This is a genomic window from Prevotella koreensis (assembly GCF_003977605.1).
GTDB lineage: Bacteria > Bacteroidota > Bacteroidia > Bacteroidales > Bacteroidaceae > Prevotella > Prevotella koreensis.
The window spans coordinates 204186-229511 of sequence record NZ_RYYU01000001.1 but is presented as its reverse complement, the minus strand read 5'-3'; the positions used below and the strand labels follow the sequence as shown (position 1 = coordinate 229511).

The 25326-nt window shown below is 43.9% G+C and carries 20 protein-coding genes; 9 read left to right on the top strand and 11 right to left on the bottom strand.

Going from position 1 to position 25326, the window contains the following annotated elements; translation table 11 throughout:
- The first annotated feature begins 197 nt into the window (after nt 1-197).
- Nucleotides 198-3221 carry a T9SS type A sorting domain-containing protein gene (locus EHV08_RS00960; protein ID WP_126677573.1) on the top strand — a complete coding sequence of 1008 codons (3024 nt, stop codon included), beginning with the start codon at nt 198-200 and terminating at the stop codon, nt 3219-3221.
- Between the two features lie 263 nt (nt 3222-3484).
- Here EHV08_RS00960 and EHV08_RS00955 read toward each other — a convergent pair whose 3' ends face one another.
- Both EHV08_RS00955 and EHV08_RS00950 read right to left on the bottom strand, forming a co-directional pair.
- Nucleotides 3485-4219, bottom strand: a complete 735-nt coding sequence (locus EHV08_RS00955; RefSeq protein ID WP_394366043.1) for a hypothetical protein — start codon at nt 4217-4219, stop codon at nt 3485-3487.
- 514 nt (nt 4220-4733) lie between these two features.
- On the bottom strand, nt 4734-5207 hold the full coding sequence (locus EHV08_RS00950; protein WP_126677571.1) for a hypothetical protein: 474 nt from the start codon (nt 5205-5207) through the stop codon (nt 4734-4736).
- A gap of 238 nt (nt 5208-5445) precedes the next feature.
- Here EHV08_RS00950 and EHV08_RS00945 point away from each other — a divergent pair, with 238 nt between their 5' ends.
- The 6 genes from EHV08_RS00945 to EHV08_RS00920 all read left to right on the top strand — a co-directional run bounded on the left by EHV08_RS00945 (nt 5446) and on the right by EHV08_RS00920 (nt 12199).
- Nucleotides 5446-6891, top strand: a complete 1446-nt coding sequence (locus EHV08_RS00945) for a sodium:solute symporter (protein ID WP_126679377.1) — start codon at nt 5446-5448, stop codon at nt 6889-6891.
- A gap of 94 nt (nt 6892-6985) precedes the next feature.
- Nucleotides 6986-7390 (top strand): YARHG domain-containing protein, encoded by a 405-nt coding sequence (locus EHV08_RS00940; RefSeq protein ID WP_238987982.1) that lies wholly within the window; start codon nt 6986-6988, stop codon nt 7388-7390.
- Nucleotides 7391-7402: 12 nt separating this feature from the next.
- A complete protein-coding gene (locus EHV08_RS00935) occupies nt 7403-8263 on the top strand; it encodes a M15 family metallopeptidase (RefSeq protein WP_203227033.1) in 861 nt (286 codons plus the stop codon).
- A 165-nt stretch (nt 8264-8428) separates the two neighbouring features.
- On the top strand, nt 8429-10174 hold the full coding sequence (locus EHV08_RS00930) for a DNA polymerase III subunit gamma/tau (protein ID WP_126677570.1): 1746 nt from the start codon (nt 8429-8431) through the stop codon (nt 10172-10174).
- 77 nt (nt 10175-10251) lie between these two features.
- Nucleotides 10252-10761 (top strand): histidine phosphatase family protein, encoded by a 510-nt coding sequence (locus EHV08_RS00925; RefSeq protein ID WP_126677569.1) that lies wholly within the window; start codon nt 10252-10254, stop codon nt 10759-10761.
- Nucleotides 10762-11155: 394 nt separating this feature from the next.
- Nucleotides 11156-12199: a virulence RhuM family protein gene (locus EHV08_RS00920; protein ID WP_126679374.1), complete on the top strand. Its 1044-nt coding sequence runs from the start codon at nt 11156-11158 to the stop codon at nt 12197-12199.
- Nucleotides 12200-12730: 531 nt separating this feature from the next.
- Here the strand turns inward: EHV08_RS00920 and EHV08_RS00915 are convergent.
- From EHV08_RS00915 to EHV08_RS00900, 4 genes are all read right to left on the bottom strand, one after another.
- Nucleotides 12731-13837: a hypothetical protein gene (locus EHV08_RS00915; RefSeq protein ID WP_126679373.1), complete on the bottom strand. Its 1107-nt coding sequence runs from the start codon at nt 13835-13837 to the stop codon at nt 12731-12733.
- 162 nt (nt 13838-13999) lie between these two features.
- Complete coding sequence (locus tag EHV08_RS00910; RefSeq protein ID WP_126677568.1) at nt 14000-15913, bottom strand: polysaccharide biosynthesis protein; 1914 nt, start codon at nt 15911-15913, stop codon at nt 14000-14002.
- A gap of 39 nt (nt 15914-15952) precedes the next feature.
- Nucleotides 15953-16540: a sugar transferase gene (locus EHV08_RS00905; RefSeq protein ID WP_126677567.1), complete on the bottom strand. Its 588-nt coding sequence runs from the start codon at nt 16538-16540 to the stop codon at nt 15953-15955.
- Entirely contained in the window at nt 16537-17736 is a 1200-nt protein-coding gene (locus EHV08_RS00900; RefSeq protein WP_203227071.1) for a DegT/DnrJ/EryC1/StrS family aminotransferase, read from the bottom strand. The genes EHV08_RS00905 and EHV08_RS00900 overlap by 4 nt, the downstream gene beginning before the upstream one ends.
- 202 nt (nt 17737-17938) lie before the next feature.
- Between EHV08_RS00900 and EHV08_RS00895 the strand changes: the two genes are divergently transcribed.
- Complete coding sequence (locus EHV08_RS00895; RefSeq protein WP_126677565.1) at nt 17939-18736, top strand: glycosyltransferase family 2 protein; 798 nt, start codon at nt 17939-17941, stop codon at nt 18734-18736.
- A 166-nt stretch (nt 18737-18902) separates the two neighbouring features.
- On the opposite strand, the gene EHV08_RS00890 is transcribed toward EHV08_RS00895, so the two are convergent.
- From EHV08_RS00890 to EHV08_RS00875, 4 genes are all read right to left on the bottom strand, one after another.
- The gene (locus EHV08_RS00890; protein WP_126677564.1) at nt 18903-20123 is read right to left on the bottom strand and encodes a glycosyltransferase; all 1221 of its coding nucleotides are present in this window, start codon (nt 20121-20123) and stop codon (nt 18903-18905) included.
- A gap of 45 nt (nt 20124-20168) precedes the next feature.
- The gene (locus EHV08_RS00885) at nt 20169-21323 is read right to left on the bottom strand and encodes a glycosyltransferase WbsX family protein (RefSeq protein WP_126677563.1); all 1155 of its coding nucleotides are present in this window, start codon (nt 21321-21323) and stop codon (nt 20169-20171) included.
- A 68-nt stretch (nt 21324-21391) separates the two neighbouring features.
- On the bottom strand, nt 21392-22324 hold the full coding sequence (trxB, locus tag EHV08_RS00880) for a thioredoxin-disulfide reductase (RefSeq protein ID WP_126677562.1): 933 nt from the start codon (nt 22322-22324) through the stop codon (nt 21392-21394).
- Between the two features lie 58 nt (nt 22325-22382).
- Nucleotides 22383-22931 (bottom strand): glutathione peroxidase, encoded by a 549-nt coding sequence (locus tag EHV08_RS00875; RefSeq protein ID WP_126677561.1) that lies wholly within the window; start codon nt 22929-22931, stop codon nt 22383-22385.
- Nucleotides 22932-23157: 226 nt separating this feature from the next.
- Between EHV08_RS00875 and EHV08_RS00870 the strand changes: the two genes are divergently transcribed.
- Nucleotides 23158-23757 (top strand): hypothetical protein, encoded by a 600-nt coding sequence (locus EHV08_RS00870; RefSeq protein WP_126677560.1) that lies wholly within the window; start codon nt 23158-23160, stop codon nt 23755-23757.
- Nucleotides 23758-24076: 319 nt separating this feature from the next.
- Here the strand turns inward: EHV08_RS00870 and EHV08_RS00865 are convergent, their stop codons facing one another.
- Entirely contained in the window at nt 24077-25318 is a 1242-nt protein-coding gene (locus EHV08_RS00865; RefSeq protein WP_203227032.1) for a nucleotide sugar dehydrogenase, read from the bottom strand.
- Nucleotides 25319-25326 lie beyond the last annotated feature (8 nt).

Here is a 25326-nt window from a genome sequence, read left to right as displayed (position 1 = left end):
ATATAATATTTATCTTTGCACTATGTCATAATTTGCTTATATTACATTTTAATAACGCGAAGACCGGCTGAAGAATCGACATATTGCAGGTTTTGGTCAACTTGATATTGTCTGATAACTTACCTTTTGAAAGGTGTTTCATTTATAAATTAAATAACTAAAATACATTTACTATTGAAAAACAAAAAGTAATTATTATGAAAAGACCAACTTTTTTACTATTACTCATTCTCTTTGTCTGTGGTGTTCGTGCCGACGAAGTGAAGTTGTTAGGTGATAACACCTATTGTTTGGCAATGTCGCCCAACGGTAACTATCTTGTAGGACACAATCCTACGAAGGTGCAATTTGGAATCGGAACGGAGAGTTTCGTGTATAATATGAGCGACAAAACGCTCAATTGGGTTACAACCGACGACCCGGAGAAGTGGGAAACAAGCGGTTTGTTCAGAGGTGTAAATGATAATGGAGTGTTGTGTGGCTCTGTAAAAGACTTGAAACACTTTGTTGAGTTCTACGGAGACGTTGCTCCTACCAACGTAGCAGCCGTGTTTGAGAATGGGAAAATAGCACAACTGCCTTATGGCGACCTCGATACTACAAGGATAAAGCAACACGGAGACGGCACATTTGCCTGCTCGCTGTCTAACGATGGCAAGATTGTTGTGGGCTATTGCAAATATTCTAACTTCGCATCCAGCGACCCTTGCAAGTGGACACGCACAGGAGAGGGCACTTGGAAGATAGAAAAACTGCCATTGCCGGAGGGATATAGCAACGGATTGGCACTCTATGTGTCGTCTGATGGGCGCACCATTGGCGGACTGGCCATAAACAAAGGCTCGTCGATAGCATGTTATTGGATTGACGGACAATGCCATGTTGTAACGTGTACAGGCGACGATGTGGAACTGGCAAACAAAAAACAGATGCGCATGATAGCCGTAAGTCCTAACGGAAAATATTTCATTATATCGCTTTCCAGCCGTTCCGACTATCGCCTTTACGATGTAGAAAAAGCCAAAACCATTACTTTGGCCACCTTCGAGAGCAACGACGAAATGCGCATTCCGACTGTAACTAACAACGGCGACGTGTTTGGTGCAATGATATATGGTGCACTTGCAATGGGCGGAATGGGATATTACAGGAATTTCTGGTATCAGTATTCCTCCGGAAGAATATTCGATTTAACTTACTATACCTATCTTTTCAATCCTGAGTTGAGCATGCCTTTCCCGCTGAATTATGAGGATCAAGCACAGGCATTCCCTTGTTCTGTATCGGCAGACGGCAATACTATAGCAGGAAATAAAGACGTTTATGTTGCGCTGGGACAGACTCCTATAGCATGGTATCTCACTGTAAATAAGCGCGATGTGGAAATTCCTGCCACACCGGAAAAACCAAATGGCAAATCGACCGGGCTGCAGCAAGTTAGTCTTTCATGGAAGAGTGACAAGGCAACTTACAATTCGTGGACGTTGAAAGGCTACAATGTATATTGCGATGGAGAAAAAACAGCGACCCTGAATGAGTTGAAAGACGATATGACAACCATGCTGAAAAATATAGAACCGGGCTATCGTAACTTTACAATAGAAGCAATCTACAAGGATAAAGATGGCAAAGAGATGCTCTCTCCACGCTCAAATCCTATCGAAATAGCCATTCCGGAGACCTATTCCTTCCCGATGTTCGAGAACTTTGAACACGGTTCACTCAAGACAAACTATTGGACAATCAGCACAGACTATGGCGATTATGTAGATACACAGTGGACAGTGGCTGCCCAAATAGGTCATGACGGTTCGATGGGACTATCCAGTGGTGCTTGCACATCCACTCCTTACTCGATAAGTTTGGTAAGTAGGCCGTTCGATGCAAGTCATACCAATAAGGTAAAATGCTCGTTCCTCATTCTTTGTCAGCAGGAAAATGCGCAAGGAGGTAATGAGATCAACGCAACCAAAGATACGCTTAGCGTTGAATATACCATTGATGGAGGCAACACATGGCAGTCGGCTAAGGACTGGACTATAGAGCAGTTGCCAAACATAGAAGGTATTATGACGGTGGATTTGAGTAAGCAACTTGCAGGAAAAACCTTCCGGTTAAGATTCCGCAAGCACGGAATGGGATTGCTGAGCTACTATTTCTATCTCGACAATATCATGATAGGAAGTGGCGATAATGTCAATGCTCCGGAAGGACTCACGGGCAAAGTAATTAACAAAGAAGTATTCCTAATGTGGAAGAACAGCCGTAAATCTTATGCGCTTAACTACATCTGCGAACCCGAATCGCCCGGATATACACTGGGTAACGAGGGTAAGGAACTGATTGGAGCCAATAAATTCACACCAAACGAACTATCACCATACGATGGAAAATACCTTACTTCCGTATCAGCGCACATCAACTACTACGACGATGTTGGCGAAAACCAAGTCATTCATGCTGCTGTAGTTGTGTTCGAGGATGGAAAACTCATTTGCGAACAGGAAATGGAAAACATTAAGTTCAACGAAACCACAACCCAAAAGTTGAACACACCTATAAAGATAGACGGTACAAAGGAACTCATTGTGGGCATCAAGATACACGACTACAGTCCGGATCAGATTCCGTTAAGTTATGAAAGTTCAACCTCTTGCGTCACAGGAAAGAGCGATTTGTACTCTGAAGACAACGGAAAAACATGGAAAACGGTGTGGGATTTCTACGAAGGCGACCCTCAACTTGGCTCATGCTGCTGGAAGATAACGGGCAACGTTAACGACCAACCCGGTGATGCTACCGAGGAAACAGACGATGATTTGGTGGGCTACAACCTATTTAGAAACGGAGAACTGCTTAATATAAACTACATTCCGGGCGAATCTACTCACTTCATAGACAAGCAACCGCTCAACAATGCAGAATATTATGTTGTGGCTTACTATAACGATGGAAGAGAGTCGATGCCGTCGGCACCATTCGTTATAGACTTGACAAATGGAATAGATCCGTTGTTCAACAACTCTATGCTGTCTATAGACAAGAATGCCATCCGTCTGAATATAAAAGGAATGTTGCAACTCTATGCTCTCGATGGGCAGATTGTAGCGAAGGGAACAAACGGAATTATTCCGATAAGAAATATTCCTTCAGGTATTTACATCGTATCGATAGAATGTAACAACCGTCACTTTACTCGGAAGATTGTTATCAACAACTAAGTAAAAGCAAATTCAAAAAGCAGAAATATAACCTTTATTTTGAGGGGCAAAGGCTCGAAAAGGCAACCTTTGCCCCTCGTTTTTTTGTCTTTTCTCCTCTTGACAGACGCTTTCGCCGCGCAAAACAATGCGTATTACATTGCGTTGATAAATATACGGTTACACAAGACGAGCCTTCTTGTAAAATCTTTAAGCTTCAAAGTTTTTCTTTTCCCCACATAATACATGCAGAGTTTAGCGAGCATCAACAAAACAGTTACCTTTTAGAAAGCGATGTCGAGACCTGCATTTATTGCAGTATAGTCTTTTCCTATGGGCACAATGGGATGAGTATCGTAGATGAAACGATAGCCACCACGGATACCAATCGTAGGTGTAATGCGATATATGAGGTCAACTGCGCCCCCAAATCGTGCTTTCCTAAAATAGTCTTTAGGCTTTGTTTGATGTATGGCAGTAGTGGTAAGTTCCCAATGGTCGCCGATAGAAAATTTCAAAGTAGCCGACAAATGACTTTTTATGCAACGGCTATATTCGTAGGGATTGCTTCCAAGAGGAGGGTCGGCAACCTCCCATTTCTCAAATTCGTAGTACAAAGCAGAATTTACAAACATAAGACAATGGTCGGTTTTTATCAGCCGATAGCGTGCTTGCAGACCTGCAGACAGTTTGAAAGGCATGCCGCGGCTGCCTGCCCATTGCGACTCTGCATAGGGATAGACTTCGAAAACATGATGAAACAAGTAGCGGTATTCGGCATGAACGTATCCTTCGCTCACTGCAACCTTATTGCCAACAGTAGTTAATTCGAATTTGTTTATAAAGTTTATGACACGATTTGTATTTATCAACAAGTTCAGGTTTGCCGTGTTCTTAATGGTAAACACATGCTGTTTCTCTGTTTTAAAATCGAGTTCGGGTTGCAACGAGCCTTGTATGGTCTTCGTACTGTCTATCTCCAGCATTAGGTTTTCGGAGAAAAGCATCTGCGCCTGCATCGGAATGGCAGCCAAAAGCGTAAGCAACACAAAGGCATATCGCCTTGAATGCACCTTATTATTATCGGTTGGTTTAAGCAACAAGACCAATAAGTCAAAAAGAAAATTGCTCTTTTTCTTGATGTAAAAGTAATGTTTCATATCTTTTTCCTTAAATATCTTATTTGTATATGTTGTTATTTGCAAAGATAAAAATAATATTTCAAGTAGATGTTATATTTTGCAAAAAATATAGTAAAGGGTATTGTATAGCAAAAATAACACCTCTTTTTATCCGGAACGCAACTTTAGTAAAAACAGATTGAAGGAATAGCAACAAGTACTGAACTAAAACTATGAGTTGAACAAACTTCAGTTCTACTCTTAGAAATGAAAAAACATCTATGCAGATGTGTGCCCCCAAAAGCGAAAATGGCACTTAAAAAATATAGGGACAGATGCCATTGCCTGTCCCTATGTATTGATATTTCAGGAGTTATTTATGCCTCCTCTACGTTTTATATTGTCTTGAAAATTATATTTTGCCTTTCTTGAGGGCTTCGTCAAGCGCATCTTTGCTGTTGTACATCTTTCCTTCATAGGAACCTTCGATAGTACGTCCTAATCTTATCAGTTTGAAGCGGAGTTCAATTTTATTCTTATTCTTGGTCAAAATATAAAGGTAACTGCCCTTTTCGTAGTAACCTTCGGAACCGTCATGAACGCCATCGGTTTCAGGACCACCTACTTGCCAATCACCTTTTGCACTTAAATCGATTTCCTTTCCGAGCATTGTTTTGGGAATAATGAAAATTAAAGGGTTATTGTAATTAGCAGTAGAGAAGTATGTGACACTTATTTTGGTGTCCATATCTTGATATACAACGCCCCCTAATTTGTTGAATAAGTCTTCCAAATCATCACTGCCACAAGATGTAGTACTAACACAAGTCATTAGTGTAATGACACCAACGAGTAGGGCATACGCCCTGTTTTGCAATCTTTTCATAATAATATGTGTTTATTTAAATTAGATGCAAAGGTACAAAAAAACTCTTAAACAGACAATAGAAATCGTTGATTTCATCTTTTATACGCGAGTTCGACACAGAAACAAATCTATAATATAAAACGTAATAATAAAAAACCGTCCCATACCAATGAATTGATGAATCTTCAATTACTGATGAACATTCTTCCGAAATCAGTTCTCTGTTTCTTGATAAATGAGTAATTTTGCAGTCATTATGGTAATATTGCTCACTATTCTTGTTTATCTTGGGGCTTTGATGCTGTTCAGCCGACTAACATCTCTGCATTCCGACAACGATACTTTCTATCGTGGCAACCGTCGCTCGCCGTGGTATATGGTGGCCTTCGGCATGGTCGGTGCCAGCATTTCGGGCATAACGTTCGTTTCTGTGCCCGGAATGGTAATGGCAACGCAGATGACATACCTGCAAACCTGTCTCGGTTTCATTCTGGGATATTTCGCCGTGGCATTCATTCTGCTGCCGGTATATTACCGATTGAATCTCACCACGATATACACCTATCTCGACCGGCGTCTCGGCAAGGAAGCATACAAGACCGGTTCGTGGTTTTTCCTCTTGTCTAAGATGACCGGTGCGGCGGTGCGTTTCTATGTTGTGTGCATCATTCTGCACCGTTTCGTACTCAGTCAGTTGGGTGTTCCCTTTGTGGTAACGGTGGTGGTGATGGTAGGAATGATATGGCTATACACCCGTCGCGGCGGGATAAAGACGCTCGTATGGACCGACACGTTCCAGACAGTGTGCATGTTTACGGCACTGCTACTGATTACATATAATGTAATTGATGCTCTCGGCTACGGCATAGGTGATGCTATCAGAGCGGTGGCTGCCGACGAACATTCACGAATTTTCGTCTTCGACGACTGGGTATCGCGACAAAATTTCTGGAAACAGTTCCTCAGCGGTGTCTTCATCGTTATCGTAATGACAGGACTCGACCAAGACATGATGCAGAAAAACCTCACCTGCAAGACATTGCGCGAGGCACAGAAAGACATGTGCACCTACGGCATGGCTTTCGTTCCGGCCAATCTTCTCTTCATGGCTCTTGGCATACTGCTCATGATGTTGGCACAAAAACAAGGCCTGCCATTATCCGACACCGGCGATGAACTGCTGCCTATGTTTGCCGCTTCGGGAATACTCGGCAACTCCGTGGTGATACTTTTCACCATCGGAATTGTGGCAGCATCGTTCAGTTCTGCCGACTCAGCACTTACAGCCATGACCACAAGTTACTGCGTTGATATTCGCGAAAAGAAAGAAGACGAGTCGTTGCGCCACAAAACCCATATCGCCATGGCTGCCGTGTTTGCAGTAATAATACTCGCTGTGGATGCCGTGGGCAGTTCGTCGGTGATAGATGCCATATATGTTTTATGCTCATACACCTACGGACCACTGCTCGGTCTGTTCGCTTTCGGACTTCTTACGCGTCGTTCGGTTGCCGGTCGCACCGTTCCCTACATCGCCGTAGGGTCGCCGCTGCTCTGCTTTGCGATAGACAAGACAGTTGCCTCTGCCACAGGATATCACTTCGGCTACGAATTGCTGATGCTTAACGGCGCATTGACATTCATCGGATTATGGCTCGGAGGACACAAGATGAAAGCCAAAGAATACGCCACAAAGTGTTAAGAAATAATAAACAACAACGCTGTAATAGTTTTTTTTGTATCTTTGTAAACGATAGTATCATCTTAATTACACAAATCCTTTAAAATTAACGACTATGAAATTTTTTAAAAACAAAAAGACATTGGCCATAATTATGCTGACAGCATTAATGGCATTCGCAGGAATCAACGAGACAAAGGCACAAGTGCCGTCAATCCCACGCAAGACAAAGAAGACACAGCGCACCAACAGAAGCAGCAACGTTGTTTGGGGAACACAGTACGACTGGCTCTCAACACGTTACGTAACATACGATGACATTCGTAACATGGATCGCGGACAAATCAGGGTTTTGAAGAACTCTATATACGCACGTCACGGCCGTTACTTCAAGGATGCACAACTAAGGGAATACTTCAATTCGCTGTCATGGTATTCAGCGATATACGATGAGATTCCGGCACGCGAGTTTAATAAGTTTGAGAGTTATAACATCTCATTCCTGCATAAGTATGAATAAAGTATAGGAGCAGTGAAAAAAACAATATCAATAATTGCGGCAACACTGGTGGTGGCATCAGTGTTTGCTGTAGGTTGGAGTTGCGGAGAAAGGAAAGGCATACCGGCGGAAGCAGAAAAGGACACGATACAGGTCGGGAAAAAAGAAGCAAGGAAGACCGATAATGACGCACACTCAGCAATACCCGTAGGCGCAAAGGCACTGCTGGAGGCTTATCCTGACTTCATAACAGACTATCGCGACAACAAAATCATATTCAAAGATGGTGCCGAAATGACCTACGATGACGGCAGAAAGAAATCGTTTGTCGAGAAACTCGACGATGCCGACATCGAAGATATGTTCGCCTTCCGCTACGAACAGGACACTTGGACACCGTCTTTTCAGCAAGACGCGGGGCGCAGTAGGTGTGAGGCGCTGTTCAAGAAGATGTATGGCAACTCGGCAGCAGAAGTGCGCAAGCATCTTGTCAACGTGCCATGGTTCGGCCAGAATGTGCAGTTCACCACCGTAAACGGTGCCGACAAGCATCTGAAAGCGGTGCGCGACGAACTGGCAAAGCATCCGGAACTGAAGGCTTATTTCAAGTCGGAAGGAACATTCTACTGGCGACAGGTGCGCGGAGCGAAACGACAGAGTGCCCACTCATACGGCATGACAATCGACATCGGCGGCAACTACAAAACCTATTGGCTGTGGGCCAAACCCGGTGCAAAGGAAACCGACAAGGTGCCTTACAAGAATAAGATGCCGCAAGAGATAGTGAAGATATTCGAGAAGCACGGCTTCATCTGGGGAGGACGCTGGTATCACTACGACACCATGCACTTCGAGTATCGCCCGGAAATACTGATAATGGAAAAAATGAGATAACTTTAAATATGTAGATAACGAGGTATAGTGGTTCGGGAGTTCTGTAGTTCAGTAACGGTTTCGGCATTATGAATTGCCTTTGGCGGCATAATGACAAGAAGATGTAATGCTTGGACTGTAGAATTTCATAACTATAAAACTTCAGAACATAACTCTTGATAACAAATGGAATACATTGTTTCGGCAAGAAAATATCGCCCGATGTCGTTCGACACGGTTGTCGGGCAGCAAGCACTCGTGACAACGCTGAAGAACGCGGTGAAGACCGGGAAACTCGCTCACGCCTATCTCTTCTGCGGGCCGCGTGGCGTGGGAAAGACAACATGTGCCCGCATATTCGCGAAAGCAATCAACTGCGGACATCCAACGCCCGAAGGTGAGGCCTGCGGAGAATGTGAAAGTTGCAAATCGTTCATCGAACAGCGCTCTTACAACATCTTCGAACTCGACGCTGCAAGCAACAACTCGGTGGAGAACATCAAGGCTCTGATGGAGCAGACACGAATACCACCGCAGGTGGGCAAATACAAGGTGTTCATCATTGACGAGGTTCACATGCTGTCAACGGCCGCTTTCAATGCTTTCCTGAAGACTCTCGAAGAGCCGCCGGCTCATGTTATATTCATTCTTGCCACAACAGAGAAGCACAAAATTCTGCCTACCATCATTTCGCGTTGCCAAATCTACGACTTCGAAAGAATGGCAGTGAACAGCACCATAGACCATTTGAAGATGGTTGCAGAGAAAGAAGGAATAGGATATGAGGAAGAGGCTCTGGCCGTGATTGCCGAGAAAGCCGACGGAGGAATGCGCGACGCACTGAGCATTTTCGACCAGGCGGCATCGTTCTGTCAGGGCAATATCACATACGAGAAGGTGATAGAAGACCTCAACGTGCTCGACTCCGACAACTATTTCCGCATCACAGACCTCGCGTTGGAGAACAAGGCGGCCGACATAATGGTGCTCCTGAACGGCGTGCTGGCAAAGGGATTCGATGCAGGAAACCTTATCACGGGACTCGCAAAACATGTGCGAAACGTGCTGATGGCAAAAGACCCGCAGACCGTAGGACTGCTCGAAACGAGCCAAAGACAAGCAGAAAGATATAAGGAACAGGCCGGACGCTGCCCCATCAAGTTCCTATACAATGCTCTGAAGATAATGAACCGCTGCGATGTGAACTACAAGCAGAGCACCAACAAACGCTTGCTCGTGGAACTGACGCTGATAGAAATGGCGCAGATAACACAAGACGAGGAGGTGCCCGGCGCGGGGCGACTGCCCCGAAGATTGAAATCCCTGTTCCAAAAAATGATAAAGGAGAACCGGTTAAGAAAAGTGGCAGAGCAGGTGGCCGCAACCGGTGAGAGCAAAACTGTTGTGCCACAAACGCAACAGGAAGAACTCAAGGTGCAGAAAACTGTAGAACCGCCAAAGGTATTGAAACTGAGGGGACTGGGCTACTCGTTCAAGAAACTCAAAGAAGATGCCTCAGAATATTCCGAAAAGGAAGAAGAAGAGGAGGTGAAAGACACCGGCGAACACAGAACATTCACCGAAGACGAACTATGCACAGTGTGGTATGCCATGTGTTCGCGCATGCCGCAGCAACTGGCCGGACTGTCCGTAAGAATAAAAAATCTGCAACCAAAGATAACCGAGTTCCCCAACGTGGAGGTGGTGGTTGACAATCAACTCCTTCTCGATGACATTACAAAGATAAAAAGCAAAATACTCGCAACCCTTGTCAAGGACTTGAAGAACGATGACATCACACTGTCGCTGCGCAAAGCGAAAGAGGAAGAGGTGTGCAGAGTACTCACAAGGAGAGAGCAATACATGGAACTGACAAAGAAAAACAAGGCAGTTGCCAAGTTGCAGGAACTCCTCTCTCTCGAACTTATATAAATTGTCGTGACGGTATTTTCATCAAACAAATTGATTTATAAAATCTTTCGCAAGCGAAACAATATAGGATATAATAAATGACAACTTTACTTCTTGCAAGGCACGGCGAGACTTTCGACAACGAGAACCAAATAATGCAGGGGCAGACGCAAGGTAGTCTGAATGCCCGTGGCATTGAACAGGCAAAACAATTGGCAGAAGAGATGAAAAATCGTGGCATCGATGTCTTCCTTGCAAGCGATTTGAATCGTGCTGTCGAGACATGCAGCATCGTGGCAGAGCGCTGCGGAATGACAGTTGTCACTACCCCACTGCTGCGCGAACGCGATTGGGGAGGCTTTACAGGGAGATTCATACCGAGCATAAAAGGTGAGCCGTTTCCGGAAGATGTGGAACCGCTCGATAGTATGTTTGACCGCGCACAGCGTTTTCTCGACTTCATAAGCGAACAATATCAGGGCAAGACCGTACTTGCCGTTGGCCACGGCATAATAAACAAAGCCATTCAAGCACAGTATCATCATAAACAGATGAAAGAGATAGAGCGTATGAACAATGCCGAAGTACGCACTCTTATATTGCCTTAACCTGCATATATCGCTCTGCAATTTAGCCTGTTTTGCAAACCAATTTCGCCCAATTTACTTTGCAAATTCGCCCATTTTGGTCAGCAATTTCGCCCATTTTGCTGTGAGGTGACATAAGTCCGGTACAACGAAATGGTTTGCCATAGTTGAAATTATAGGATGAAAAATAAATTGAAAAACATTTTTTGATTAGACAACCCCATATTTTTGCTTTAAAATGTATGTATTTCAAGAAATAATAACTAATTTTATGCCGAAATTAAGTCACACAACTATGGAACGCAAGAAAATCTGCATCTTAAAGACGGTTCTTGCCTAAGTGGGAGTTAGATTTCATTATCAACTACGACATCAATTATCGTATGAGTGATGAGTTAAACGAAGGATAAAAATGATGGAAGCAAGCAACAATGACAATATGCTCATCTATCAGTCGGAAGATGGGAAAATAAAGATAGATGTTCGGTTCGAAAACGAGACGGTATGGCTGTCATTAGATCAGATGGCAACGCTATTTGGACGTGATAAATCAACTATTTCACGGCATATCAAGAATGTTTTTGAAGAGGGAGAATTGCCTAACGAGGCAACTGTTGCAAAATTTGCAACAGTTCAAGTAGAAGGAAATAGAGAGGTTGTCAGAAATATAGATTATTATAATCTCGATGTTATTATTTCTGTTGGCTATCGAGTAAAGTCGCAGCAAGGTACGCAGTTCCGTATTTGGGCAACACAGCGACTAAAAGAATATATCATTAAGGGATTTACGCTGAACGACGAACGATTTAAGACCGGTTCTTCTTACAATTACTTCAAGGAACTATTAGATCGTATTCGTGATATACGCCTTTCTGAGAAAATGTTTTATCAGCAGATAAAGGAGATATACGCAACGAGTATTGACTATAATCCGTCTGCTGAAATGACATTGGCTTTCTTCAAGGAGGTGCAAAACAAACTGCTTTGGGCTGTCAGCGGAAAGACGGCAGCCGAACTTGTTTATTATCGTGCCAATGCTACTCTACCGATGATGGGACTTACTTCTACAGAAAAAGAGGGAAAGATTAGTAAGAGCGATGCCCTGATAGGGAAGAATTACCTGAATGAGAAAGAGATTGGGCAGTTAAAACTTATCGTAGAACAGTTTCTTGCCTATGCAGAGGCGCAGGCTTTAGCAGAAAAACCAATGTATATGCGTGATTGGGTGCAGAAACTGAGACTTGTACTCACAATGAACGAGAAAAGTATCCTTGAGCATGCCGGCACAATTTCTCATAAGTTGGCTGTAGAAAAAGCCACAAAGGAGTTTATTGCTTATAAAAAACAACAACGGCAAATAGAACATTTTGAGAGTATCAAGCAACTCGATCAAGACCTTAAACGTATTGCTCCACGCAAGAATAAAAAAAAGAAAAGCAACGAAGAAGAGAATAAGTAAAACAATCTATAATAACAATAATGTAATATCTTGGCAATGAAAACTTACTATATCAAGAAAAGATTGCTTTCATTGCATCAAGCACCATATATACGGAAACGGTGTTGAAGTTCTGTTCGACAATCGAAAGCAACAGCATTGGCAAGAAATAAATATATCTGTGATATCCTATTTGTCAGCGTGACCAAGCAAAGCACTCTCTATGGACTTCAGTAAAGTATTGATAAGAAACAGAAACTCATCACATTATAAATATATGATATGACGATACAAGAAAACAACAAGGATGACAAAAATAAGCAAAACAGGTTGTAGAATGATGACTTTATAAGATTCAATTGGCTCTTCCGGGCGGTAACACCATAAAAAAACGCCCCTCGATTCACATCGTGGGGCGTTCAAATTTGTTTAATATGACTGTCTTGTTATCCATCAAATAATATCCTTTTTTCGTCTTTCAATCATTTCATCTTTCTTTTAACCTATTAGGAGATAGATGCTTTTTTTTAGATATTACATTTGTCTTTATCCTTATCTGCGTCCTCCGAACTGACCTCCTGCACCATGACTGCCGCCACTGCGTGAGCCATTGCCGAACGAGCCACTGCTACGAGAGGAGCGGTCGAACGAGCCACTGCTACGGAATGAGCCACTGCTACTGCTCGGGGTGAACGTTCCCGAAGGACGGCTCTGTGTACTGCGGTCGTTGTTACGACGGTCGAAACTTCCGCTACTTGTGGCAGTAGAGCGTGTGCTACTTTGGCGAGAGAAACCATCATCATTACGTCTTCTGTCCGAGAACCTGTCAACGTTACTTCTGGTAGTGAACTCATCATTGCGCCTACGGTTAACGAAGTCGTCGTTGCGTCTTCTTTCTGATGGTCTGTCCATTCGATCTCTTCTTGAATATTCCTCGTAGTTTCTTCCGTTATAAGAACCATCATTGCGCCAATTACTTCTGAAATCGCCATTGCGATTATTGCGGTCGAAGCGATTGTTCATGTCATCTCTGCTGCGTCCTCTATCGAAATCTCCACGATGTCCGCGGTCACTGTATCCACGTCCATCTCCTCTTCCGCTGTATCCGAAAGGTCTGCGATTGCGATAATCGCCTCTGTCGAATCCGTCACGCATTCCAAATCCTCTGTTTCCGCGTCCGTATCTGTGGTCATATCCCCAATCACGTCCGTAATACCAACTTCTTCCACCGTTGTGTCTCCAACTGTGTCCGCCGCGATATGAATACCAGAACTCGGGATAACCGTAGTAGAAGTAGTTACGACGTGGATAGCGTGCATATACTCCGAATCGCCAATAACCGGTGTCCCAGTAGAGTGGGCGATAGAAGTAAGTTGCGGCGCAATATGTATTATACTGCCAGTCGAGCAATATATAACTCAGGTCGAGATTGCGTCTTGTCCAATAAACGCCGTAAAGGTCGTCACGGTTGTCAATGCTCAGGAGATAGTCGAGATTGATCTCGTATGCCGCTTCGTACTGATCTTCGGTAAGATTCAGTTCGTAAGCCATCTTGTCTGTCAGGAACAACGCTTCTCTTCGAGCCTGCTCGTAACTCATTGCGTTGGCATTAAGTGCCATTGTCAATAGTGCTGTAAGGGCGATGATAATCTTTTTCATATCCGTAAGTTTTAAATTGTTCATATTGTTTTACGATGCAAAGAAACAACAAAATAATCATCATCGCAAAGGATTTTCCCTAATTACCAAAGGATTTTCCCTAAAGGTTGAAAAAGAAACATGTGGCTCTGACATCTGCCGGAAACAAAAAGAGTTTGGACTTTATTTGTCCAAACTCTCATAAACCGAGTGATTGCTCTTGTATTCCGGTACAATCAGTTTCATCTGTTTCACCGTTAACATCTTATCGAAACCATAACTGTCGGCGACAAGTTGTTCTATTTGTTCTTTCACGGTGTCTATGTCATACTCCCGAACCTTTGCAACCCTTATTTTGTTGTTGACAGTAGGTATCGTGATTTCTTCGTCGTTGAGCACCTCTTCATATAGTTTCTCTCCGTCACGCAGTCCGGTGAATTCTATATCTATGTTCTGTGCCCCACTGAGTTTTATCATACGCTTTGCCAAATCGACTATTTTGACCGGTGCTCCCATGTCGAAGACGAATACTTCACCACCCTTTCCTATCGTCCCTGCCTCAAGAACCAGTTTGCAAGCCTCGGGTATAAGCATGAAATATCTGAGTATCTCCGGGTGTGTCACAGTGACCGGTCCGCCATGTTTTATCTGTTCGCGGAAGACAGGAATCACCGAACCGTTAGAACCGAGCACATTACCAAAGCGCGTTGTGACAAACTGTGTGACACCATTTATCTTACCATCCTTTATTGCACGGTCAAGACTTTGCACATAAATCTCGCAAATTCGTTTCGAGCATCCCATCACATTGGTGGGGTTTACGGCCTTATCTGTGCTTATCATCACAAACTTCTTAACCCCGTACTTCACCGAGACATCGGCTATTACGCGAGTGCCGTCGATGTTGTTCTGCACGCTTTCACACGGATTATCCTCCATCATCGGCACATGTTTGTATGCCGCAGCGTGGAAAACATAGTCGGGACGATATTGGTTAAATATCGTTTCCATGCGTTCGCGGTTGCGTATCGTTGTGACTATTGTCTCTGCCTTTACTTCAGGAAAGCCATTCTTCAACATCAGTCTGATGTCGTGCTGTGGCGTTTCGGCCTGGTCAATCAGTATCATTTGCGAAGGATGGAATGTTGCAATCTGTCTTACAATCTCGCTTCCGATACTGCCTGCCGAACCGGTTATCAGTATTTTCTTGCCTTTGAGCAGGCTTCTCACGGCATCAAGGTCTATGTTTATCTCGTCTCGCGGCAGCAAATCCTCAATTTCTATCTCGTGCAGTTGAGATGCGAAGATGTCACTCTTACCGTCCCATTCTGTTGCAGAAGGCATCACGAAGATGGAAATGCCTTTCTCAATGAGCATGTCAACGAGTGCGGTTTGCTTTATGAAATCGTCTTTTTTCAGCGGTGAGATGAAAAGTGCAGTTGCCTTTTCTCTCTCCATTGTCTTCAGAAGGTCTTTGTCATTACGATAAACCATCACTCCCATGAGCATCTTTCCCGCCATGTCATTTGCATCACTGACAAATCCTTTCAACTTATATTCCACGTTGGGAGCTGCCAGCAATGAGCGCGCTATGCTTAGTCCTCCTGTCTTCACCCCATAAATGAACACGCCACGAGCATCCTGATCCTGCTTATAGTACTCATACATGTATTTCACTATCATTCGAGCCGTCCACATAACAACGGTTGAGAGCACGAATGTCATTGCCAGTTCGCGCATTCTTATTTGCACGAAATACAAGTCGTACATGAACACTTGCCTCATAAAAGCAATCGAAAGCACACCTATAAGGTTTGCAAGCGCAATACGGTGAATATCGGAAAACGATGTATATCTCATCACTCCCGAATAGGTATGGAAGATTCTGAAACCTATTATATAGAACACGAGATAGAACAGCAGCGTTCCCAACAAAGGCAGGAACTCATTAGCCGTTACCGTCGCGCCCCAGATGAGCGTATGACACACCAATCCGCTTGAGATTACCATGAAGCAATCGAAAGCGAAGACACACCAATATGGCAATGCGTCTTTTGTGAAGTACCAGTGTGAAATTTTCCCTAAAAACTTCTTCATTCTTGTATATATATTAAGGAACGACTGTTTTATTATGTTTTACCCTACAATTTTAGCCAATGTAAGGAATATTATTTTGAAGTATTCTTTCAGTGATTTGTTGTTGATATACTTCATGTTAAGTACAATCTTTGCCGGCATTACAACCTCGACATACGTCCTGTCCGGATCGTCTGACTTAGCAAGTAAGATGTTCTCATCAACATATTCGATAGAGGCATAGTCTGTAATACCCGGTCTGACACTCAGAACCTTGCGCTGCTCCTCTGTGTATAGATCAACATATTTCTGCACCTCCGGACGTGGTCCCACAAGACTCATATCACCAACAAGAACATTCCATAGTTGTGGTAGTTCGTCAATCTTATACTTGCGTATGTAATATCCTATACGTGTTATTCTTGGATCACGCCCTCCCACAGTAATAAGTCCATGCTTATCAGCATCAGTCCTCATCGAACGGAACTTGTATATGGCGAATGGAATGCCGTTCTTCCCTATCCTTGTCTGGCTATAGAAACCACCGCCCTTGCTCTCAATAATAATTATTATATATATGACGAGAAAGAGTGGGGATAGAAGCAATAGTCCTATTGTCGAGAAGAGGATGTCGAATAAGCGTATCATAGGCATACAATGTCTTTGAAGTTGTTGAGCATGAATTCAACCTGTTCATCGGTAAGAAGAGTGTGCAATGGCAGTGTCACCTCGTTCTCGAACTGCCGATAGGCATTGGGGTAATCGTTGATATTAAAACCAAGTGCTTTATATGCCGTCATCATAGGCAGCGGTTTGTAGTGAACGTTACATGCAATACCACGATTTGCCATTTCGGTTATCACAGAATTTCTAAAAGAAGAGTCTTTGCCGGAAAGCCGTGCGAGGTAAAGATGTCCTGACGATTGGTGAGAATCGTTGTAATGATCAAGCACTGACACATTACATTCTGCCATGACTTCATCATATCTACTTATCAGTTGGCGGCGACGTAGCAGCATAGCGGGATAGCGTTTCATCTGCACCAATCCTATTGCCGCCATTATATCGGTCATATTACACTTGTATGCCGGATAAACTATGTCATATTCCCATGCCCCGAGTTGTGTTTTTGCCAAAGCGTCTTTGCTCTGTCCATGAAGCGAAAGTAGTTGGAACTCATGGTATAATGCATCATTATCTATTCCTTCCACATTCCTCCATGTCAATGCTCCGCCTTCTGCCGTGGTAAAGTTCTTCACAGCGTGGAAACTAAAAGACGTAAAATCTGCCACAGAACCAATCTTCCTACCATGCCATGTGGCACCAAACGCATGTGCTGCATCTGCAACTATCACAACACGACCAATTGCCTCCTGTATTTCGTTACACGCCGAGAACAGGTGTTTCTTGCTGTCAACCGCAAAGAGAAGTCTGTCATAGTCGCACGGTACACCTCCGAGATCAACCGGAATAACGGCCTTGGTTCGTTCGTTTATCGCCTCTGCTACCTTATCGTAATCCAACTCAAAAGAGCCCGGCATGGTGTCCACCAACACAAGTTTTGCACCAACATGACACACAACACTTGCCGAGGCGGTATATGTATAGGCTGAAGTAATCACCTCATCGCCCTCACCAATGCCAAGTACCCGCAATATAGACTCAAGACATGCAGTAGCCGAGTTAAGACACACGGCCTTGTCAACATCGCAGTAGTTTGCAATCTCACGCTCGAGTTGTTTGGTACGTGGCCCTGTTGTTATCCATCCGGATAGCAGCGCATCGCGCACTTCGTTGGCTTCCTGTTCTGTAATATCCGGTGGTGAGAATGGTATTTTCATTATTTTTTTAATCTTTCTTAAAAACATTATCTATTTAAATAACACACTAAACCCTTATTTATTGCTTCGTTATTATTGTTTTTATTTATGTCAAACATTCCCGCCGGCATACGAAACTTTTTATTGTAACATACAATTTTTTACGAAATATTGTCTATATTTGCACATCGAAAAGAACGACGTCTATAAAAAGAACACGGCAAGAATGAATGACTATGGATTAGTATCAATCATCACCCCAACATGGGAATGTGGTAATTTCATAGAAGACACTATAAAAAGTGTCCTCGCACAGACCTATGTAAACTGGGAGTTGCTGGTACAAGATGATTTTTCTACAGACAATACCGCAAACATAGTAAAACGATATGCGTTGTCAGACGCACGCATAAAATATGATTGCAATGAGAAAAATATTGGAGCAGCAGCAACTCGCAACAAGGCGATATGCCGTGCAAGTGGCAGGTGGGTCGCATTCTTGGATGCTGACGACTTGTGGTTGCCGTCGAAACTTGAACATCAACTAAGGTTTATGGTTGAGAATAATCATGCCTTCAGTTACCACGAATACAACGAGATAAATGAAGACGGACAAAAAAACGGCGTATATGTCAGTGGTATAAGTCGCGTGAACAGAATGGCAATGCTCGCATGTTGCTGGCCGGGATGCCTTACAGTAATGTATGATAAGGACTGTATAGGACTTGTGCAAATAAAAGAAATTGCAAGGAATAATGATACGGCGATATGGCTGAAAATAGTACGTAAGTCTCCTTGTTACCTCCTTAAAGAGAACCTTGCCTGCTACCGCAGGCGTAATAACAGCATAACTCCGAAATCTATTCTGAAGAGGATATGGTCACATTATCCGCTTTTCCGCGTAGCAGAGGAAATGAACCCGTTACTTGCAACGTTCTGGACATTGGTCAATGTGTTCGGCAATGGCTTTAAAAAAACATTTTATGTCAAACATCGTGACACGAAATGCCACGATATTGAATAGTCAAAACCATTTTTTTATTTCCTATACACTATGAGTATTACATGTTTTATTGACATGTAAGATATGTCTTGCAGTGCATGGTGCTACTTAACCGAGTATATATACCCCTATCTTTGTTCCTTGCTTCGTGTTTCGAGTTTTATCAAATTCTGTCAATACTATAATATCACGTGTCGCACATGGATTGATACAGTTTCATGGTAGTCCGACTTATGTGATGCCACGCATAATAATCATTGATTTTCTCCCAATCGGCGTGATTGTTTTTAATGGCGAAAATCTTATCCGGTGACATACTGATATTGATGAGTTGTTGCTGAATATCCTTAAAAGTGGTGCCCGAAATCTCCCAACCTACAGGTGCAACTTTCAGAGGATCGCATAAACCACCAACATTAGTTGCGGCAATGGGAGTACGAGTTGACAATGCTGTTAGCAATGCACCGCTTTGAGAAATCTTGCGATAGGGCAGCACATATACATCTGTATGTTTGAGCAGATAGTAAAATTCCTCATTAGAAATCCTGCTATTCTCTACAATGACGTTGTTGCAAGCAGACAAAACAGACAGGTCAATATTGACTTGTTTACCGATGATGAGCAAGCGCAGATTATCGTTCTGACACAGTTCGGGAGTCTGTGCCCACACTTCTGCCAGCAGGTCGATACCTTTGTACCGACTCTGTTCTCCTAAAGAAGAGAATACGATTTTGCCGTCAGTGTTGTATTTCTCGCTCCACTTGCTGAGAGATTGCCTGTAAATTTGTTCGTCTATATCCAATTGTATTATACCGTGAGGGATAACGGTTATTTTATTTTCCGAAATATCAAACATGGAGATAATCTCTTTTACAGTGGCCGGCGTATGTACTATGATGCGGTTTACTGTGTGATATAGTTTTTTATAGATGTTTACGTGGCGGTTACCGGTGTTATGAGGCAGCACATTATGGGCCGTAAATACATACTGTGTGCCGAATAACTTCTTTGTAAGTTTAACAAAAAGGAGGTCAAGACTTGGCAACTTGAACCATTGCACGTGTACCACCTTTGGCTTGTATAACGCAATCAAGAAGAAAATACGTATGTAAGACCACACATAACTAATGGCTTTGAGATTGTTGTTAGCAATAGAGTTATATGTAAAAACAGACTTCTCATTCCAACCTTCAATGCTCTTATAATCATACTTTTTACTGTGTAGGTACAGTAAGTTTTGCTTATCGAAATGGCTTAGAAGGTTGTAATCGTAAACAGACAGATTGCTATATGACTGCGGGTCTATATAAAAGAAATCGTATTTCTTCATTGTTAACTTACTGTTTGTTATGAGTTTCCTCAAAAACACATCATCTATGGCTAAACTGTTGTCATAATCAGTCATCATAATCTTTATGCTTATGATGACTTCATAACATTCATTGATGAGGTATTACTTCTGTGCATCGCGCAGCGCATGCAGCAAACCGTGCCCGAATTCCTCGTCAGGCTCAACATAATTGCCTTCTCCCCATTCGTTCCACGACTTTAGGAAGATGATGCGATGTTGCTCTTCTTTGCGGCTTACGATGCGGATAGCGTTGCGTATATGTTGCTCGAACTTCTCCGGAGTGACGTTAACATATACCCCATCGGCAGAAGAAACGCGCGGTGAGCGATCCCATTGTGGCAGTATTGTCGGGAAAACATTTTCCCAGACATCCTCCGGAGCAAAGAAATTTGCCACCGTCCGTTCATAGTCGTAGCAACGGCTGCCCACGTTAAGACCCATTCTGCGCATCACTGTCTTTGCAATGTTCCTCCACTTTCCCTCATACAGCATCTCGCCTCGCCTTTTCCCATACGAGTTAACGGCATCAAAACCCAGCGACAACACATTATTATATATGTCGGCACTGCTGCGTAGATTTGGCAGTGCGGGCTTATGTTTCCCATCGGCAGCAATCTTGAACGACAGCGTGGAGGGCGACATGCCCACGAAATAGAACCCGGGCAGACCGTGCTCTGCGGCTAACTGCTGCCACAACCCGATAAAGTCTCCGACATCAGGAAATCCCAACGGGTCGTATATCGCGAAGAGCAACTTTCCGTCAACGGTGATATATCGCTTGTCTCGGAAGGCTTTGAGCAACGACATGAAATGAGCCACATGGTCATCGCGCCCCGGATAGGTCTGCTCAACGAGCAATCCGTCGTGCTGCATCGCCGAAGTTCGCCGCCATGTCTTGTTGCTCCATGTATGGTTTGCCCAGCAGATGCAGAACGGGAAGTCGGGTTTGCCACTTTCAACAACCTCATTGAACGGTCGTTCGAGGAGTTGTTTCCCCCCGCCGAACCAGTAATGATAGTAGCAGAAGCCCTCTACCCCGGCCTCCCTTGCCAACACAGCCTGCTGCTCTCGGGTCTCCGGAAGTCGCAGGTCGTAGAAACCAAGGTCGGCGGGTATGCGTGGTTGTCGGTGTCCACGGAACAAAGGCTTGGCCTTAGCCACGTTAGTCCACTCCGTAAAACCACGTCCCCACCAGAGGTCGTTCTCCGGTATGGGGTGGAATTGCGGCAAGTATAATGCAATGATGCGTGCTTTCATTTCACTGTATGTTGTTCTTTCGACTTGCAAAGATAATCAAAAAGTCGCGAAACAACAATATCCTGCCGTCAGATTGTTTGCAAGTAGCGTTCTGCTTCGAGCGCTGCCTTGCATCCTGTACCGGCAGCAACGACGGCCTGACGATATGTCGGGTCGCATACGTCACCGGCAACGAAAAGGCCGGGAGTGCGTGTCTGCTGTGTGTTCCCTATGGTGCGGATATATCCTATCTCATCGGTATCAACCCACTTACGGAACACATCGCTATTCGGCTTGTGACCGATTGCGAGGAAGAAACCATCGATAGCCACATCATAATGTTGCTCATCGGCCTCTCCTTTGCGTTTCACCACGTGCATTCCCTCCACTCCGTTCTCACCATAAAGTCCGGTAGCGTTGTGCTCGAAGAGTATTTCGATGTTCTCGGCAGCCATGACACGCTCCTGCATAATCTTCGAAGCACGAAGGAAAGGCTTGCGTACAACGAGATAAACCTTGCTGCAAAGTTGTGAAAGATAGAGTGCATCCTCACATGCCGTGTCGCCTCCGCCTACTACGGCCGTCACCTTTTTGCGATAGAAAAAACCGTCGCATGTGGCACAAGCCGATACTCCGCGTCCGTTATATTTATCCTCATCGGGCATGCCAAGATATTTGGCCGATGCGCCGGTGGCAATAATCACTGTGTCGGCTTCTATCTTCTCACCGTCATCGAGGGTTACGACTGCCGGTTTGTTGCTGAAATCAACATCGGTCACAGTGCCCGCAACCATTTCTGCTCCGAAGCGTTCAGCCTGCTGCTGCATCTCCATCATCATCTGGTTAGCATCCACTCCGTCGGGATAACCCGGAAAATTCTCCACTATAGTGGTCTGCGTGAGTTGTCCACCCATCTGCATTCCACAAACCACAACAGGGTTAAGATTGGCCCTGCCTGCATAAACGGCAGCGGTATATCCTGCCGGACCGCTACCCACGATTAAACATTTTGTATGTTTCATAAGCAAATAACCGCGCCTCTGTCATCCTTTACGGAACACAAAGGAGCGGTTTGAATTTTTATAATAGTTCTATAATATGTTTTTCTATGTTCTCAATTTTCTCTGTCGGTTCGAAGCGTGCAACCACCTGTCCCTTCTTGTTGATAAGGAATTTGGTGAAATTCCATTTGATGTCTGACTTCTCCTTATAATCCGGGTCGGCCTCACTGAGCATCTTGTCAAGCACCGTTGCTATGGGGTGCGACATATCCCAACCGGCAAAACCTTTCTGTTCTTTAAGGAATTTGTATAGCGGATCGGCATCTTCCCCATTCACTTTCACCTTCTTGAAGCGTGGGAATTCTGTTCCGTATGTGAGTTTACAGAAACTGTGTATGCTCTCATCCGTGCCCGGAGCCTGCTGTCCGAACTGGTTGCATGGGAAATCAAGGATTTCAAACCCTTCCCCATGATACTTCTCATATAGTTTTTCCAGTCCTTCGTATTGCGATGTGAATCCGCACTTTGTTGCTGTGTTGACAATCAATAACACCTCGTTGGCATATTCTTTCAATGATACCATGCCACCCTTTCTGTCTTTGACAGAGAAATCATAAACTGTTTTCATTTTTATTATATGTAATTTATTGCGATAGAATTACATTGCAAAGATAAGAAAAAAAACAGCAACAGATGAATTTCCTTATCAGTTTTAGTTTTTTTAAGGAGTTAATGAATAGGGATTCCCCCCTCCAATTATGGATATTCCTACTCACTTTTCGGGAAAATCACCTCTATTGGTTATTTTAAAACTGCTATCTTTGCAGCAAAGAAACAATTAAACACATAGAATTATGAAAAAGATTACTTCAACGATTGCAATGGCAATTATGGCAATGACGGTTATGACACTTACCTCTTGTGAGGATGTTTACATCTCTGGCGAACTTACCGGATCGGATTCAAAGATTTGGGAAGGCAGAATAAGCACATACTACGAAGATCGTTGGGGACTGACAGGTGACGATTATCACACGGTAATCCAGTTCGATAGCGACGATTTCAGGCTGACGAGAGGCAGAGGCAGGGAGGTAGATTACGACATCCGCGACCCATACGGAAGTTATTGGTACAGCGAGTTCGAATGGAGAGTTGACAAAGGAGTTATCGAGTTGAGATATGCCGACACAGGTTTCGCACCGGTATATATCTACGAATACACCTTGACCGACAACTATTTCTCCGGCTATATGGACGACGGAACAAAAAAGGACATAATGTTCAAACTCTTTGCGATAAATTATTTCAATTGGGATAGTTACTTTTACAACTACGCCCCGAGATATTCCTCACCGAAAATGATGCCGGGGAACAAGAACAATACCGGCAGTGAAAAAACAAAATTCGGTAGCAAGGGAAAATTCGTAAAGGTTCCGGAGCGCATAACAGAGTAGTTCTACGAAAAGAAGCGAAAGCAAAAACAAAATCTGTATAAAATCATCAATCCCCCAAAAAGTATTGCAAGAACTTTTTGGGGGACTCTTCTTTATGCCCTAAATGTAGTTACGTGAATCTCAAATCTGTAATTAGAGTCCTTAACTGATTTTGTTCGATTGTCAATCAGATGTGCTGACGTTTCATTAAAGACGTAGCGAACTACGGCGAGATGTAATGGCAGAGAAGATGTCGGCAAGCATACTAAAGCAGTAAGGAAGCATGCCGGTAATAACAAAATCTAAGCAAATGGGTTATAATGAACGATTGAGAATAATGTCAGTCGCGCATGAAAATGTCGCGAGTATATACTTTCTTACGAACATCATCGAGCGATGTGTCATAACGGTTGGCAATAATGGCATTGCTCATCTGCTTGAATTTCGCAAGGTCGTTGACAACCTTACTACCAAAGAACGTGCTACCGTCTTCAAGTGTCGGCTCATAGATAACTACCTGCGCGCCCTTTGCCTTGATACGTTTCATCACTCCTTGAATACTCGACTGTCGGAAATTGTCAGAATTACTCTTCATCGTAAGGCGATATACTCCCACCACCACCGAGCGTTCTTCATTCGGACTGTAGTCGCCACGATTGTAATAGTCGTAGTATCCGGCCTTCTTAAGCACACGGTCGGCAATGAAATCCTTACGCGTGCGGTTGCTCTCGACAATTGCCTCAATAAGGTTTTCGGGCACGTCGCGATAGTTTGCAAGCAGTTGTTTTGTGTCTTTCGGAAGACAGTAACCGCCATAACCGAACGATGGATTATTATATTGGTCACCGATTCGCGGGTCGAGGCACACTCCTTTTATTATAGAGTAAGTGTCGAGGCCTTTCATCTCGGCGTAGGTATCAAGTTCATTGAAATAACTCACGCGCAAAGCAAGATATGTATTGGCAAAGAGTTTAACGGCCTCAGCCTCCGTAAGTCCCATGAAAAGCGTTTCCACATCGGGCTTCCTCGAACCTTCCTTCAGCAACGAAGCAAAGTCATGCGCCACACCGACAAGCCTTTCATCGTCAATCACCGTACCCACAATGATGCGCGAGGGGTAAAGGTTGTCATACAGAGCACGGCTCTCACGTAGGAACTCCGGTGCAAAGATTATGTTCTGAGAGTTGTATTTCTCACGGACATGCTCGCAGAAACCCACAGGAATGGTGCTCTTTATCACCATTATGGCATCCGGATTTACCTTCAACACCAATTTTATTACCGCCTCCACAGCAGACGTATCAAAGAAATCCATCTGTGAGTCGTAGTTCGTCGGTGTCGCTATTACCACATACTCTGCCTCACGGTAGGCTTCTTCCGCATTGAGGGTGGCATGCAGATGGAGTTCTTTCTCCGAGAGAAATTCCTCAAGTTCGAGGTCTGCTATTGGCGACTGACGACGGTTTACCATGTCAACCTTCTCCTTTACCACATCCACTGCCGTAACATCATTGTGCTGCGCGAGCAATGTTGCTATCGAAAGACCGACATACCCGGTGCCGGCAACTGCTATTTTTCTCATATTTCTGA

Bases quoted from the DNA above. Each gene is read 5' to 3' on its own strand.
- EHV08_RS00960 (WP_126677573.1), top strand. From the start codon at position 198: ATGAAAAGACCAACTTTTTTACTATTACTCATTCTCTTTGTCTGTGGT.
- EHV08_RS00955 (WP_394366043.1), bottom strand. From the start codon at position 4,219: ATGCAGGCGCAGATGCTTTTCTCCGAAAACCTAATGCTGGAGATAGAC.
- EHV08_RS00950 (WP_126677571.1), bottom strand. From the start codon at position 5,207: ATGAAAAGATTGCAAAACAGGGCGTATGCCCTACTCGTTGGTGTCATT.
- EHV08_RS00945 (WP_126679377.1), top strand. From the start codon at position 5,446: ATGGTAATATTGCTCACTATTCTTGTTTATCTTGGGGCTTTGATGCTG.
- EHV08_RS00940 (WP_238987982.1), top strand. From the start codon at position 6,986: ATGAAATTTTTTAAAAACAAAAAGACATTGGCCATAATTATGCTGACA.
- EHV08_RS00930 (WP_126677570.1), top strand. From the start codon at position 8,429: ATGGAATACATTGTTTCGGCAAGAAAATATCGCCCGATGTCGTTCGAC.
- EHV08_RS00925 (WP_126677569.1), top strand. From the start codon at position 10,252: ATGACAACTTTACTTCTTGCAAGGCACGGCGAGACTTTCGACAACGAG.
- EHV08_RS00920 (WP_126679374.1), top strand. From the start codon at position 11,156: ATGGAAGCAAGCAACAATGACAATATGCTCATCTATCAGTCGGAAGAT.
- EHV08_RS00915 (WP_126679373.1), bottom strand. From the start codon at position 13,837: ATGAAAAAGATTATCATCGCCCTTACAGCACTATTGACAATGGCACTT.
- EHV08_RS00910 (WP_126677568.1), bottom strand. From the start codon at position 15,913: ATGAAGAAGTTTTTAGGGAAAATTTCACACTGGTACTTCACAAAAGAC.
- EHV08_RS00905 (WP_126677567.1), bottom strand. From the start codon at position 16,540: ATGATACGCTTATTCGACATCCTCTTCTCGACAATAGGACTATTGCTT.
- EHV08_RS00895 (WP_126677565.1), top strand. From the start codon at position 17,939: ATGAATGACTATGGATTAGTATCAATCATCACCCCAACATGGGAATGT.
- EHV08_RS00890 (WP_126677564.1), bottom strand. From the start codon at position 20,123: ATGATGACTGATTATGACAACAGTTTAGCCATAGATGATGTGTTTTTG.
- EHV08_RS00885 (WP_126677563.1), bottom strand. From the start codon at position 21,323: ATGAAAGCACGCATCATTGCATTATACTTGCCGCAATTCCACCCCATA.
- trxB (WP_126677562.1), bottom strand. From the start codon at position 22,324: ATGAAACATACAAAATGTTTAATCGTGGGTAGCGGTCCGGCAGGATAT.
- EHV08_RS00875 (WP_126677561.1), bottom strand. From the start codon at position 22,931: ATGAAAACAGTTTATGATTTCTCTGTCAAAGACAGAAAGGGTGGCATG.
- EHV08_RS00870 (WP_126677560.1), top strand. From the start codon at position 23,158: ATGAAAAAGATTACTTCAACGATTGCAATGGCAATTATGGCAATGACG.
- EHV08_RS00865 (WP_203227032.1), bottom strand. From the start codon at position 25,318: ATGAGAAAAATAGCAGTTGCCGGCACCGGGTATGTCGGTCTTTCGATA.